Annotated in this window: 10 protein-coding genes; 7 read left to right on the forward strand and 3 right to left on the reverse strand. The window is 47.5% G+C overall.

The genetic code is table 11. The annotated features are described in order from the left end of the window. The first annotated feature begins 122 nt into the window (after positions 1-122). Positions 123-1,124: an efflux RND transporter periplasmic adaptor subunit gene (locus tag ACMXYU_RS00885; protein WP_415899780.1), complete on the forward strand. Its 1,002-nt coding sequence runs from the start codon at positions 123-125 to the stop codon at positions 1,122-1,124. An 8-nt stretch (positions 1,125-1,132) separates the two neighbouring features. Further along, positions 1,133-4,216, forward strand: coding sequence for an efflux RND transporter permease subunit (locus ACMXYU_RS00890; RefSeq protein WP_415899781.1), 3,084 nt, complete (start codon positions 1,133-1,135; stop codon positions 4,214-4,216). 115 nt (positions 4,217-4,331) lie between these two features. Here ACMXYU_RS00890 and elbB read toward each other — a convergent pair whose 3' ends face one another. Further along, the gene (gene elbB / locus ACMXYU_RS00895; protein WP_415899782.1) at positions 4,332-4,982 is read right to left on the reverse strand and encodes an isoprenoid biosynthesis glyoxalase ElbB; all 651 of its coding nucleotides are present in this window, start codon (positions 4,980-4,982) and stop codon (positions 4,332-4,334) included. A gap of 185 nt (positions 4,983-5,167) precedes the next feature. On the opposite strand from elbB, the gene hemB reads away from it, so the two are divergent. Then, the gene (hemB, locus tag ACMXYU_RS00900; RefSeq protein WP_415883109.1) at positions 5,168-6,178 is read left to right on the forward strand and encodes a porphobilinogen synthase; all 1,011 of its coding nucleotides are present in this window, start codon (positions 5,168-5,170) and stop codon (positions 6,176-6,178) included. A gap of 46 nt (positions 6,179-6,224) precedes the next feature. Next, positions 6,225-8,375 carry a polyphosphate kinase 1 gene (gene ppk1 / locus ACMXYU_RS00905; protein WP_415901141.1) on the forward strand — a complete coding sequence of 717 codons (2,151 nt, stop codon included), beginning with the start codon at positions 6,225-6,227 and terminating at the stop codon, positions 8,373-8,375. Positions 8,376-8,415: 40 nt separating this feature from the next. On the opposite strand, the gene ACMXYU_RS00910 is transcribed toward ppk1, so the two are convergent. Next, positions 8,416-9,930 (reverse strand): diguanylate cyclase domain-containing protein, encoded by a 1,515-nt coding sequence (locus ACMXYU_RS00910; protein ID WP_415899783.1) that lies wholly within the window; start codon positions 9,928-9,930, stop codon positions 8,416-8,418. Between the two features lie 67 nt (positions 9,931-9,997). Then, complete coding sequence (locus ACMXYU_RS00915) at positions 9,998-10,864, reverse strand: SDR family oxidoreductase (protein WP_415899784.1); 867 nt, start codon at positions 10,862-10,864, stop codon at positions 9,998-10,000. Between the two features lie 53 nt (positions 10,865-10,917). Between ACMXYU_RS00915 and ACMXYU_RS00920 the strand changes: the two genes are divergently transcribed. Genes ACMXYU_RS00920 through ACMXYU_RS00930 form a run of 3 tightly spaced genes read left to right on the forward strand, consistent with a single transcriptional unit; the run spans position 10,918 to position 14,467 of the window. Continuing rightward, positions 10,918-11,823 carry a hydrogen peroxide-inducible genes activator gene (locus tag ACMXYU_RS00920; protein WP_415899785.1) on the forward strand — a complete coding sequence of 302 codons (906 nt, stop codon included), beginning with the start codon at positions 10,918-10,920 and terminating at the stop codon, positions 11,821-11,823. Continuing rightward, positions 11,820-13,898 (forward strand): ATP-dependent DNA helicase RecG, encoded by a 2,079-nt coding sequence (recG, locus tag ACMXYU_RS00925; protein ID WP_415901142.1) that lies wholly within the window; start codon positions 11,820-11,822, stop codon positions 13,896-13,898. The genes ACMXYU_RS00920 and recG overlap by 4 nt, the downstream gene beginning before the upstream one ends. Positions 13,899-13,945: 47 nt before the next feature. Then, positions 13,946-14,467, forward strand: coding sequence for a DUF501 domain-containing protein (locus ACMXYU_RS00930; protein ID WP_415899786.1), 522 nt, complete (start codon positions 13,946-13,948; stop codon positions 14,465-14,467). Positions 14,468-14,476 lie beyond the last annotated feature (9 nt).

Here is a 14,476-nt window from a genome sequence, read left to right on the forward strand (position 1 = left end):
AGACACATTGTGAACTTTAGTATGGCTATTAGGGTCAAGGTCATGCATCATTTTGTGGCACAAAAAAAGATTGAGAATCATTTCTAAAAAATGGCTCACAGGGATTTAGTTAGGACTTAGTTATGCGACAGCTCTTCACTCTTACTCTTTTGGTGTTAAGTACTCAGCTTCAGGCTGCAGAAAGTGTGGTAGTTAAACCTCTGTCCGAGCTGTTAACCCCATCCAGTCAAAGCGCACCAGCGCAGGTGATCAACGATCATCATGTGATTATCAGTAGTCGGTTAAATGCACCGGTTGAAGACGTGCTTGTTAATGTTGGTGATCAGCTAGATAAGGGCACGCCACTGCTAAAGCTCGAATGTCGTGATTTTGATCTGCGCTTAGTCCAAGTCAAAAGTGAGTTAAACGTGCTACAAGCGCAAACTCGTTTGGCCCGTCAGCAATTGAGCCGAGCTGAGCGATTGTTAAAGCAGCGTAATGCTTCAAAAGAACTGCGTGATCAGCGTCGCGCTGAGCTGGATAGCTTATTAGCGCAAGCTGCCGGTGCTAAAGCCCGTTTAGATGAAGCAGAGCTAGCGGTATCTCGTTGTACCCCAGTAGCGCCGTTTAAAGGTGTTGTGACTGAACGTTTGGTCGGTGAAGGTAGCCTAGTTGCATCTGGCTCGCCTCTATTCAAACTTCTGGCTGAAGATCGTCAGGAAGTATCAGCGTTGCTAAGTAGTAAGCAGCTTGTTTCCCTGCCTAATTCCACAAAGATCGAATACCAGATTCAACAGCAGCGCTATCCGCTTGAGCTACGGGTAATTGTGCCTTTTGTTGAAAATCGTGCCCGTACTCAAGAAGTTCGTCTGCAATTTAGCGCAGATAAAGCGTTATCAGGTAGCAGCGGTCGATTGGTATGGCAGGAGCCCCAAGGGCGCTTGCCGGTTCAGTACATTGTGTCCCGTGATGGTCAGTTGGGAGTGATGGGGCTGAATGATTCCAAGGCGGAATTTATTGCACTGCCTAAAGCGGTTGAAGGTCAGGCTGCCGTTGTTGATCTGCCATTAGATATGCTGGTGATTGTTGAAGGTCAGCACGGGGTTGAGTCGGGTAGTGATGTGACTGTGATGGCGCAGGAGTAAAAAATCAGATGTTGATGCGCCTTTTTAACAACCATGTTTTAGCTAACCTCACCTTTCTCTTGGTATTGGTAATAGGTTTCCTCTGCTACAACCTATTGCCACGTCAGCAAGATCCCACAATCAACTTTAACTGGGTTGTCGTGACCACTGTGCTTCCCGGCGCGAGCGCGGACGATATTGAGAAGCGTGTAACTGACCCGCTAGAAGACGCAATACGCAATGTCTCGGACATTAAGTTTGCTTCTTCTAATAGCCGCGAAGCAGTGTCGAGTTTGCTGATACGTTTTTCTGATATTGATGAGCGTACCTTTGATAAACGTATCAATGATCTGCGTCGAGAGATTCAAAATGTAGAAGACGAGTTACCGGAAAATGCGATTGATCCGGTGATATTAGAGATCACCAGCGCCAACGCTTTCCCAAGTGTCACAGTGGCAGTAACCGCACTAGATGACGACGAAAACCTTAGGGTGCAAGCGCGCAATATTGAAAAAGATCTGGAGCGTATCATTGGAGTAGATCGGGTCGATCCGATTGGTCTGGATGATCCTGAATTGCAGGTGAATTTTGATCCTGAAGCGCTGCAGGCGCTATCGCTTTCACCTACTCAGTTGTCGAATACCGTATCTGTTTGGTTTCAGGATATCTCTGCCGGTAGCGTGAATGTTGGCGAGCAGGCATGGCTTGTACGTTTGGTGGGACGCAGTGCCGACCCTGATCAGGTTAAGCATATCCCGTTGATCAATCTACAGGGGGAGGAGATCACCCTTGGCCGAGTTGCCGAGGTTGTGCAAACCCGGGCAAAAGCGCAACAAGATGCAGTGATCGATGGCAAACCAGCGGTTGTATTGGCGGTGATGAAAAAAGCCAATGCCAATACCTTAGAGTTGGTCGAGCGGGTGAAAACTTATATGGATCAGCGCAATGAGCTGGCCCAAGCAACTGGTGTGAAGCTGGTACTGGTAGATGATCAGACCGTGCCAACCCGTGAAGCGATCAGCCTTATGCAGAACAATGCTTTGATCGGGTTGATCTTGGTATTGGTAGTGGCGTGGTTGTTCTTGGGTGCGCATATCGCCTTTTTAACTGCGATTGGTATCCCCTTTATTCTGGCGGGTACTTTCTGGGTGCTCTGGGGCATGGGGGAAACCTTAAATGTTACCGTGCTCCTCGGTGTGGTTATTGTGCTCGGTATGCTGGTGGATGATGCAGTGGTCGTAGTGGAGGCGATCTATCATCGTTTACAGCTAGGGCAACCGATCTATCAAGCGACCATGGCCTCGCTCGAAGAGGTGGGCCGCCCAGTGGTGAGTGCTGTTTTAACCACAATGGCGGCTTTCCTACCTTTGATGTTGTTACCCGGGATTTTAGGCGATTTTATGCGGGTGATCCCCATGGTGGTCACCATCGCATTGGCGATCTCTCTAGTCGAAGCATTCTGGATGCTACCAGTACACGTGAGTGTGGCACGGGTGTCATTTGCTAACCCTGGGCGTATGCAGCGATTCCGTACCCGCATGACCCATAAGATTCAGATCACCTATGTACGCTCGTTGATTAAAGCGATGCGTCGCCCTGTACTGACCTTTAGCTTGATCGGTGCACTGTTTATTGGTTCGATGGGCGCACTCGGAGCCGGTTTGATCAAGATGGACTTCTTTGCCTCGGATCCGTTGCGCTTGTTTTACGTCAATATGGAGATGGCTCCCGAGACCTCTCTTGATGCCACCTTGGACAAAGTAAAACAGATGGAGAAGGTGGTACGTAAACATCTTAAAGATGAGGATCTACGAGCTGTTGTTGGGTACGCCGGACAGCAATTTACTGAAACGGCTCCAATGTTTGGTGAGCATTACGGTCAGGTCTTAGTTGGTTTGAAGCCTAAGACAGAAGATAACCGCTCGGTCGATGAGCTGTTAGCTGCGGTGCGTGAGGATGCTTTGGCACTGCCGGGGCCTTTGAATATCTCCTTCTTACGTTTGGCGGGTGGTCCTCCCGTGTCTAAGCCGATCAGTATTAAAGTCCGGGGTGATGAATACACAGAGATTCGTGCAGCCGCGGATGCATTGCAGACCTATATGCGCTCGGTGGAAGCGATAACCGATATTACCGACGATGCTGGCGGTGGTCGTATGACACTGACGCTAAAAGCCGACTATGATGCGATTACTCAGGCGGGACTCAATCCGCAAGAGGTTATCCGTACAGCGCAGTTATTGGTAGATGGTGAAATCGTCGCTGATATGCAGCACGAAGGTGAAAAACTGGAAGTGCGGGTACGTGCGAAGCCGCAGCAATACAGTGATATCGAACAGTTACTCATGTTTGAGTTGCCATTAGCAGATGGCGGTCGTGTACCACTGATTAATCTGGTGCATTTTGAAAAAGAGAAGGCGCTTGGCAATATTCGACACTATAACTTCCGCCGAGCGATCACGGTTGAAGCTGATCTCCTGCCTAATAGCATGGACACTGTAACTGCCAACGCTATGGTCTTGGAGCATTGGAATAACGAGCTACAAGTACAGTTTCCAAATCTGGATTTAGACTTCTCTGGTGAATTGGATGATATCCAAGAGAGTTTGGATGCGATCGGTATTCTCTTTCTGTTTGGTATAGGTCTGATGTACCTGATTTTGGGTACACAGTTCTCCAGTTATATGCAGCCTCTGATGATCTTGATGACCATCCCTATGGCGTTTACCGGTGTAGTACTAGGGTTGTTGCTGACACAAAACCCACTAAGTCTGTTCACTATGTACGGTGTTGTTGCTTTGGCAGGGATAGCGGTAAATGCAGCGATAGTGCTGATTTCAGCGGGTAACCAACGATTAGATAAAGGGATGTCGGTAAAACATGCCACTCTGTACGCGGCTAGACGACGAGTAATTCCAATTTTGATTACTTCGCTAACGACGATTGCAGGCTTGTTTTCTTTAGCAACGGGCTTAGGTGGTCACTCCCTAATTTGGGGGCCAGTGGCAACGGCGATTGTGAGTGGTTTGGCGTTCTCGACCGTACTGACTCTGTTCCTGATTCCTATGCTGTACCGAATCTTTATGCAGTGGTCGCATCGTCGTCAGGGTACTTAATTGGATAGGATAGATTATAGGTTTAGGGGCAGAATTTAAGCTTTAAGGATGCCAAGAAAGAAGCATAAAAAGCGGCGAATAAACATCGCCGCTTTTTTCTGTCAGTGATTCTTACTTAAGCTAGTTCGAGCACTTCATCTACTAACTTGCGGATACCTGATGCTGCTTCGGTAATTGAACCCGCTAGCATGTAAGCTGGAGTTGTCACCACTTTACGCTCTGAATCGATTACGATTTCGCTAACACCACAATCTTGATGTTTACCACCCATCGCTTCAATTGCGGATGCAGTGTCGGCATCATTACCGATCGTGCATATCGCACCTTCGCCGAATAGAATGGGTGTCATTGCTGGGGCAATACAGATTAGACCAACTGGCTTACCTGCTTTATGCATCGCCTGAGTAAAGTTGATGACATCAGGGTTTACTGAGCACTCAGGGCCTTTTACTGCAAAGTCCGACAGGTTTTTTGCTGCACCAAAACCACCTGGAATAATCAAAGCGTCGTAATCTTCGGCATTGGCTGTTGCAAGATCGATAATTTCACCACGTGCTAAACGCGCTGCTTCAACTAAAACGTTACGTGTTTCATCGGCTTCTTCGCCAGTGAGGTGATTAATAACGTGCATCTGCTCGATATTCGGTGCCATACACTGTGAACTAGCACCGCGTTCCGCGATCTGTAGCAAAGTCAGAACCGACTCGTAAATTTCTGCGCCATCGTATACGCCGCAACCAGATAGAATTACTGCAATTTTCTTCATGCTTTCAGGCTCCTTTATCTACAGTGATATGAGTTTGATCATACCCTTTTGTATGCAGAGTACGATAAGATCAGTTTTATTACTATGGTGACAAAAAGTTACTTAATTTTTAGCCTAACCTCTAGGCTGTCATGAGCTTGTCATCGTTTTCTGTCATATTCATCTTGTAACCTAAGGAAGATGCCGTGTCCTTTAATAACAGCCAGCGCTTTTACCCAGAAACACGTATGCGTCGTATGCGTGCCAGTGATTTTTCCCGTCGTCTAATGCGAGAGAGCGTTTTAACGCCAGATGATCTGATCTATCCAGTCTTTGTGATTGAAGGTCAAAATCAAACTGAACAAGTTGCGTCTATGCCAGGCGTCGAGCGTATGAGTATCGATCTGCTGGTAAAAGAAGCTAAAGAGCTTGCTTCTTTAGGTGTACCTGCGATGGCGTTGTTCCCTGTAACACCGATGGATGCGAAATCTGAGTTGGCAGAAGAAGCCTACAACCCAGATGGTCTGGCTCAGCGTGCAGTGAAAGCAATCAAAGATGCGTGCCCAGAGATGGGGATCATGACCGATGTTGCATTGGACCCGTTCACGACTCACGGGCAGGACGGCATTATCGATGAAAATGGTTATGTGCTGAATGATCGCACGGTTGATACCTTGATCCAGCAGGCGGTATCTCACGCCGAAGCGGGTGCTGATATTGTTGCACCAAGTGACATGATGGATGGCCGTATCGGTGGTATCCGTGACGAGCTGGAAAGTAATGGTTTTGTAAATACATTGATCATGGCGTACTCCGCTAAGTATGCAAGTGCTTACTATGGTCCTTTCCGTGATGCAGTGGGTTCTGCGGCGAACATTGGTAAAGGTAACAAGTTTAGTTACCAGATGGACCCTGCTAACAGTGATGAAGCGCTACACGAAGTGTCACTGGATCTAGCGGAAGGTGCAGATATGGTGATGGTAAAACCGGGTATGCCTTATCTGGATATCGTTCGCCGAGTTAAAGATGAATTAAAAGCACCAACCTATGTTTATCAGGTGAGTGGTGAATATGCGATGCATGTGGCTGCTTTCCAAAATGGTTGGTTAGACGAGCGTAGCGTAATGCTTGAATCCCTATTGGCGTTTAAACGTGCAGGGGCTGATGGCGTACTGACGTATTTTGCGAAACGCGTCGCTCAGATATTAAACGACTAAACTTTATTCTGTAGTCGTTAAAGAATTAGGGAGATAAAACAGCGTGATGGTTGAATCAGCGGAACAGAGCGAAGCAGCAGCGGCGTTATTAGAGAGCCGTGAAAATGTTGCAACAACAGAGCAAGAGGTAGAGGAAACACCGGTTGATCTGAAGGTGCCCGAGCTCTATATCAACCGTGAACTCAGCCATCTGCAGTTTAATATCCGAGTTCTCGAGCAAGCCTTAGAGGAGCAGCACCCGTTGTTAGAACGGTTGATGTTCCTGTTGATCTTCTCCAGTAACTTGGACGAATTTTTCGAGATCCGTGTTGCTGAGCAGATGACTCAGTTGAAATATGGTCGTGAGGCAGTTGGTCCCGATGCGATGCATCCGCGCACGGTACTGCAGCGTATCAGCGAAATTTGTCACCTGACTGTCGATCGTCAATATAAGATCCTGAATGAAACGATCTTCCCTGAATTAGAGAAGGAGGAGATTCACTTTATTCGTCGTCACCTATGGACGCCGGAGCAGAGAGAGTGGGTGCAGTCTTACTTCTATGATCGTGTTGTACCGGTCATCAGTCCTGTTGGTTTGGATCCGTCACACCCATTCCCTCGTTTGGTGAATAAGAGTCTTAACTTTATCGTTGAACTGGATGGTAAAGATGCCTTTGGTCGTGAAACCGGCATGGCGATTATTCCGGCGCCGCGCTCATTACCACGTTTGATCCGTCTTCCAGATAATCTCTGTGATGGCGGCGATAACCTGATCTTCTTGTCCTCGATTATCCACGAATTTGCGGATGAGCTATTCCCAGGAATGACGGTTAAAGGTTGTTACCAGTTCCGTATCACCCGTAATGCCGATATGACCTTCGATGTTGAAGAGGTTGAAGACTTAGCGAATACCCTGCGTGGTGAGCTGCACTCCCGTAAATACGGTGATGCGGTAAGGCTAGAGGTGGACCAGCGTACCCCTGAAGAGTTGATCGCCTTCTTGCAGAAAGAATACAAACTGGATGAGTCTCAGACGTATCGTGTAAATGGCCCAGTAAACCTGACTCGTCTAATGGCAGTTCGAGATCTGGTCGAACGTAGCGATCTACGTTGGAAGCCTTTTTCACCGGGTATTCCCGGTAAACTAAAAGGTGACAATATTTTTGATGCGCTCAAAGCTAATGACCAGTTGCTGTTGCATCCATTCCAGTCATTTACGCCAGTTGTGGATCTGTTGCGTCAGGCGGCGAAAGATCCGGATGTTGTAGCGATTAAACAGACCCTTTATCGAACTGGGGTTAAATCCGATATCGTAAATGCGCTGGTGGAAGCGGCGCGTAGCGGTAAAGAGGTGACTGTTGTTATCGAGCTTCGAGCTCGTTTTGATGAAGAAAGTAACCTACACCTTGCGGCACGTTTGCAGGAGGCAGGTTGTTTGGTTGTTTATGGGGTGGTTGGTTATAAGTGCCACGCTAAAGCGATGCTAATCGTACGAGAAGAGGAGAATCACTTAGTGCGTTATTCTCACTTAGGTACGGGTAACTATCACTCGGGTACAGCGCGCCTGTATTCTGATTACAGCTATCTGACTGCGGATCAAGAGGTGGGCGAAGATGTCCACAAGGTTTTCCAGCAACTAACGGGTATGGGTAAGATCCAGAAGCTGAAAAAGTTATACACAGCACCGTTTACGTTGCACTCTAAAATGATCGAACTGATCCGTCGTGAAACCCGTTTAGCTAAGTCGGGTAAGCCGGGTCATATCATGGTGAAAGTGAATGGTCTGACTGAGCCGAAGATGATCCGTGCCCTATATGAAGCAGCTGCAGCGGGTGTTCAGATCGATCTGATTATTCGTGGTATGTGTCGTTTACGTCCGGGCATTGAAGGGCTGTCTGAAAATATCAAAGTTCGCTCAATTATCGGTCGATTCCTAGAGCATACGCGCGTTTACTATTTTGGTAATGACGGTAAACCGGAAGTGTTCTGCGCCAGCGCCGACTGGATGGAGCGTAACATGCTTAATCGTGTAGAAACGGGCTTCCAAGTTTTTGGTAAGCATAGTGAGAGATTAAAGCGTGAGCTGGATTACTATATGAAAGACAACTGCCAGAGCTGGGAATTGCAAGCGGACGGCAGTTATATTCAGAATCAACCAGCAGAAGGAGAAGAGATCTTCTCTGCTCAGCAAACACTGTTAGAAGAGTTTGCTAAGTAGTCTCCTTTAGCTCAACAGCCTTATTCTTGGAGTAAGGCTGTTAAGCTGTCTTTAAATAGCTTTGATGGTTATGAACGACCAGTTCGTTACGGTTGTTCTTAGCTAGATAGAGCGCTTTATCCGCTTCTGTGTAGAGTTCATTCTTATCAGAAATCTGATTGCCAGCACTCCAATAGGCACCTATAGATATAGTGACATATTCGCTGACAGTGCTCTTCTCGTGACGAATATGCAGCGCTTCCACTTCTTCTCGAATACGATCTAAGAAAGCTTGGGCTTTAGCTGCATCTTGCTCTGTGATGATGATTGCAAACTCTTCACCGCCGATGCGGAATGCAAAATCGGAAGGTCTGCGTAGGCAGCCAATGATGCAGTTGGCAACATCACGCAGGGCTTTATCACCTTGCGGGTGACCATAGGTATCGTTGTAAAGCTTGAAGAAATCTACATCCAAAATCGCCAAAGCTATCGCAGTACCATGACGGTAGCTGAGCTTTATTTCACGCTCTAACACATCTTCAAAACTACGACGGTTTGGTAGTGTGGTGAGCTTATCGGTGATTGATAGCTTTTTGCTGGTGGAATCCTGCAGCAGATTGGTAAAGCCAGTTATCTCATAGCGTTCGTTAATGTTCGGTAGAATCCGCGAGTTGGCCCAATGCATTAGACCGTCTTCGTTGATATGACGGATCTCGCCCTGCCATGTTTTTCCGGTCTTGATGGTCTTCCAGATCTGCTCCGACAGCATGCTATGGCTATCCGAGTTATCAAAGAAACTACTCTGCTTGCCAACCAGCTCTTCTTTAGTTGTGTCTAAAAAGCGGCAAAGGGCATTACTGGCGTCAATAATGACACCTTGCTGATCGAGGTTAGCGAGCATGATGTTCTGATCAATTAGGTGTTCTCGTTGCGATAGTGCTTTATTTGAATTAAGAATGAGGCGTGTAACTTTAATTGCAATTAAAAGCGAGATCACAATAGTTAAGAAGCCGATGGTCGCAACCACGGATAGGGAGTGATCTCTGTTTTTTGATGATTGCTTATGAAACTGATTAGCTTTGTTCTGGGCAAAGAGAACGAATTCATGCACTTCTGAAAGTAGTTGATCTACGTGCTGGGCACCTTTGGCGCGAGTAATCTCAGCCGCTTTCTCGGTATCACCAGCTAAAGCTAACTGGGCTACTTCGTCACGAATAGGTTTCCACTCAATAAAGGTCTGGTAGGCCTGCTTAATAGTGACTTTGTTACCCAAAAAACGCTCAAAGATGATGTCGAACTGTTTGAGTACTTGCTGCTCCTGGCGGTGAACTTGCTCGAGGGTGGCTTTGAGTTGATCTGGATCTTTTACCAACACCACATCTTTCATATCGCGGTGCATTGCGAACACGAGGGTCTGTATCGACTGCCCAGCATTGCTCACAGCAAATGGGTGGTTGTAGATGTTGTCTACATCTTTAGAGATGTTGTTGAGATGGTATAGGCTAAATCCGCCTAAACCTGTCATTAAGGTAATGATCAGGACAAAACCAAGAATAAGATTGCGATACTGCTGCATACTATAGAATACTGCTGAATTGAGCGCGCAATTGTATCAAAAACTACAGTATGCAGGAGCTTAAGTTTTATTTATCGCCTGATTCTTGATCAAGATCTATTAATTCACTGTAACCATCTACATATGACGGATATTTGAAGCGATAACCCGCTTCAATGATGCGTTTATTTGAACAGCGCTTACTGCCTGCGCGACGCGAAACAGTTTCAGATGTTATCTGACTCTTGGTTTCTTTTGCGATCCAAGTGGTGATCTCATGCATAGTTACCGGATTGCTATCACTGGCTAGATAGCAAGGGTCTATAGCTTCTCCGTTAAGCACTTTGGCAATCAAAAAATTTAAGACGCCTGCGCAATCATCGCGGTGAATACGGTTACTAAAATGCAGAGGCTCTGCGGGGGCAATATCACCTCCTCTTACACGACTAATTAGATAGCCTCTATCAGGGCCATAAATGCCGCTAAATCTAACCACAGTACCTGGTATCTCAGAGCTTAAAACCTGCTGTTCACCTTTGAGCATGATCTTGCCGCTGAAAGACTTTGGTTCGCAGGGGCTGTTTTCATCCACCCAATCACTATTATTTTGATGGTACACCCCAGTGCTTGAAGTGAAGAAAAGATGTTGTGGTTTTGGGGATAGTGCTTTTAGGGTGTTTTGTACACCGGTAACATAGGCCGCTTCGTAGCCCGCTTCGTCGTGACTACTTGCTGCTGCCGAATAGACAAGGATGTGACACTCGTCTAAATCCGCCAGAGCCGCTTTTAAACTCTCTAAATTTGTGAGATCAGCGCTTATTCCTTGGATGCCTTGCGGTAGCTGGTTTATATTACGACGTAGGCCAAATACCTTATGCCCTTGATTTAATAACATTTGTCCAAGAGTTGAGCCAACATCGCCGCAGCCGACGATTAAAATAGTTGCTTGTTGCATACAGGTTAAGCCTCCAAAAATCACAGACCTATCATAGCAAAGGATAAGGCCGGATGACCCTTACAGAATTGCGTTACATTGTTACCTTGGCGAGAGAACAGCATTTTGGTCATGCGGCTGAAAAGTGTTTTGTCAGTCAGCCTACCTTGTCTATTGCGGTCAAAAAGCTCGAAGATGAGTTGGGTGTGCCGCTGTTTGAACGCAGTAAGAACTCGGTTCGTGTCACACCTGTAGGCGATAAAGTGGTGCAGCAAGCGCAGCGTGTGCTTGAGCAAGCCGATACCATCAAAGATCTAGCGCTGGAAGGTAAAGACCAACTTAAAAGCCCACTTCGCGTAGGTGCGATCTACACCATTGGACCTTATCTTTTTCCTCATCTGGTTTCTCAGGTACAAAAGCTTGCGCCTGATATGCCGCTGTATATCGAGGAGAACTTCACCGAGAATCTGCGAGTTAAGATTCGTAATGGTGAGCTGGATGCAATTATCTTGGCGCTGCCATTCCAAGAGCCAGATATTCTGACGCGCCCTCTCTACGACGAACATTTCGAAATGCTGATGCCTGTGGGCCACCCTTGGGCTCAGCAGAAAACGATTAATAGTGAAGATCTGCCTAATACCCCACTGTTGCTATTGGGAGAAGGGCATTGCTTTAGGGATCAGGTCTTAGAATCCTGCCCAACGTTGAATCAAGCGATTAATACTCAACATACGATTACCGAGGGTAGCTCTTTAGAGACTATCCGTATGATGGTCGGTTCTGGCCTAGGTTGTTCTGTGTTACCGCAATCCGCTGTATATGGAACGGGTCAATCAGAGCTGGTGGTAACGCGCCCGTTCCAAGAGCCTGTGCCTGAGCGTACGGTTGGGGTTGCTTGGCGTGCTAGCTTCCCGCGTCCGCAAGCGATCGATGTGTTGGTTGAAGCTATTGCCTCTTTTGATCCTGCAGGCGGTAAATAAGTTTGTTGCTTGCTGCGATTCCTGTCACAGAGTTAAAGGGTGTTGGTGCTGCGTTAGAGCAGAAGCTGCATAACCTTGGTATTCAAAATCTACAGGATCTGTTGTTTCATCTGCCTCTGCGTTACCAAGATCGTACGCGTATTGTGCCTATGGGGGCGCTACGTCCTGGTGATGAGTGCGTGGTTGAGGGCGAGGTGAAACTGGCGGATATCAGCAAAGGTCGTCGCCGTAGTTTGTTGTGCCGCATTCAAGATGGCACCGGGTCGCTGACGCTACGTTTCTTTCATTTTACTGCTGCCCAGAAAAATAACTTAAAACCTGGTACTCGTATTCGTTGTTTTGGTGAAGCGCGTACCGGTGCAAACGGTTTGGAGATTGTCCATCCAGAATATAAGCGGGTGGATAACGATGATTTGGTCCCGGTTGAAGAAAACCTGACACCAATCTATCCAACCACCGAAGGCCTTCATCAGGGGCGCTTGCGTGCTCTGACGGATCAGGCGCTTAACTATTTGAAAGAGGGAGGCTTGCAAGAACTCGTGCCTGAGCAGTTGCGTCAGGGTTGGCAGTTCCCAAGTTTGAATGATGCCGTCGCTTACCTCCATCGCCCTCCGGTTGATGTAGACCAACACCTTTTGTTGGACGGTATGCACCCTGCTCAGCGTCGTTTGGCGTTTGAAGAGCTACTTGCTCATCACCTCTCTTTGTTGAAACTACGCCAAAAAGCACGTCAAAAAGGCGCGCCCGAACTGCCGGGCACAGGGCAACTTAAACAGGCCTTTTTAGATCAGCTACCGTTCCCGTTAACAGGCGCGCAACAGCGTGTAGGCGACGAAATTGCCAACGATCTGGCGCAAGCTTATCCGATGCTGCGTTTAGTGCAGGGAGACGTAGGCTCAGGTAAAACCGTTGTGGCGGCTTTGGCTGCTCTACAAACGGTAGAAAGTGGTCTGCAAGCTGCGATTATGGCACCGACCGAGATTTTGGCCGAACAGCACTTTATCAACTTCAGTAACTGGCTGGAGTCGCTGGATATCAAAGTTGCGTGGTTGGCAGGTAAGCTCAAAGGAAAGCAACGACAGGCGCAACTAGAAGCGATTAGAACCGGCGAAGCACGGGTTGTTGTCGGTACGCACGCGCTCTTCCAAGAGGAGGTAGTCTTCTCTGATCTAGGTTTAGTGGTGATTGATGAGCAGCACCGCTTTGGTGTGCATCAACGGCTGTCACTGCGTGAAAAAGGGCGCAATGGTGAGTTGGCGCCGCATCAGTTGATTATGACCGCTACGCCGATTCCTCGAACTTTGACCATGAGTGCTTACGCTGACCTGGACTGCTCTATTATTGATGAGCTGCCACCGGGTAGAACACCTGTGAGTACTGTAGTGATCGCCGATAGCCGCCGCGACGAAGTTATTCAGCGGGTACAAAAAGCCTGCGCTGAAAAGCGTCAGGTTTACTGGGTATGTACGCTGATTGAAGAGTCAGAAGCGTTGCAGTGCCAAGCGGCAGAAGTTACTGCAGAGGATCTGAAAGTAGCGCTACCGGAACTAAGCATAGGATTAGTGCATGGCCGTATGAAGCCAGCTGAAAAAGCTGAAATTATGCAGCAGTTTAAAGCTGCTGAATTGGACCTTTTGGTCGCGACAACGGTCATTGAAGTAGGCGTGGACGTTCCTAATGCCAGTGTGATGATTATAGAGAACCCGGAGCGCTTAGGTTTAGCGCAGTTGCATCAGTTGCGTGGTCGAGTGGGCCGTGGCTCTGTCGAAAGCTTTTGTGTGTTGATGTATCACGCGCCTTTATCCAACCAGGGGCGTGAGCGTTTAACTGTCATGCGCGAAACCACCGATGGTTTTAAAATTGCAGAGAAGGATCTACAACTGCGTGGTCCGGGTGAAGTACTCGGGACAAGGCAGACCGGAACGATGCAGTTTAAGATGGCCGATCTGCAGCGTGATTCAGATTTGTTAACCCGGGTTAAGATGGTGGCGGGTCAGATGCAAGAGTGGCCTGATTTTGCAGATTCCTTAGTTGAACGTTGGCTAGGCCGTGGTGAAGACTACGGTAATGTATAATAAACAGATTAATCTATTCATTCGCTTGTCACAGATAGAGAGTAGTAGTGTTGATTTCACCCAGTGAAAAGCAGTTAGAAATTATTCGACAGCAGTTGGGCCGTGAGCCTCGTGGTTTAGCGGGTATTGCTGTGCAAAACGATCAAGAGATTCCATTGGTTTTGCAGATGGATCTTTTGGTTGATGATAAACCTTTCCCAACGCTTTATTGGATGGCCAGTAAGGATATCTATCAAGCTATCGCTGAGATAGAAACAGCAGGTGCGGTTAAAGAGCTGGAACAAGAGCTGATCGATAACGAAACGCTTCGTGCTGAGCACTTAGCGGATCAGCAGCGTTATGTCGATCTTCGTTGGGCTTCTGCTTCTGAAGAGCAGAAACAGCGTATCGAGGAATTAGGTTTCACACCGCTGTATAGTAAGTATGGGATTGGTGGTATCTCTCAATGGGACAAAATCCGCTGCTTACATATGCAGTATGCTTATCACTTAGCGCAGGGTAGTGCGATTGGGCGGATTTTGGATGAGCGGTATGAATTACATTCAAAAATTGATTCTGCATTAATTTAGGTAAATATC

Source organism: Neptuniibacter sp. QD48_11 (assembly GCF_047778095.1).
Taxonomy (GTDB): Bacteria; Pseudomonadota; Gammaproteobacteria; order Pseudomonadales; family Balneatricaceae; genus Neptuniibacter.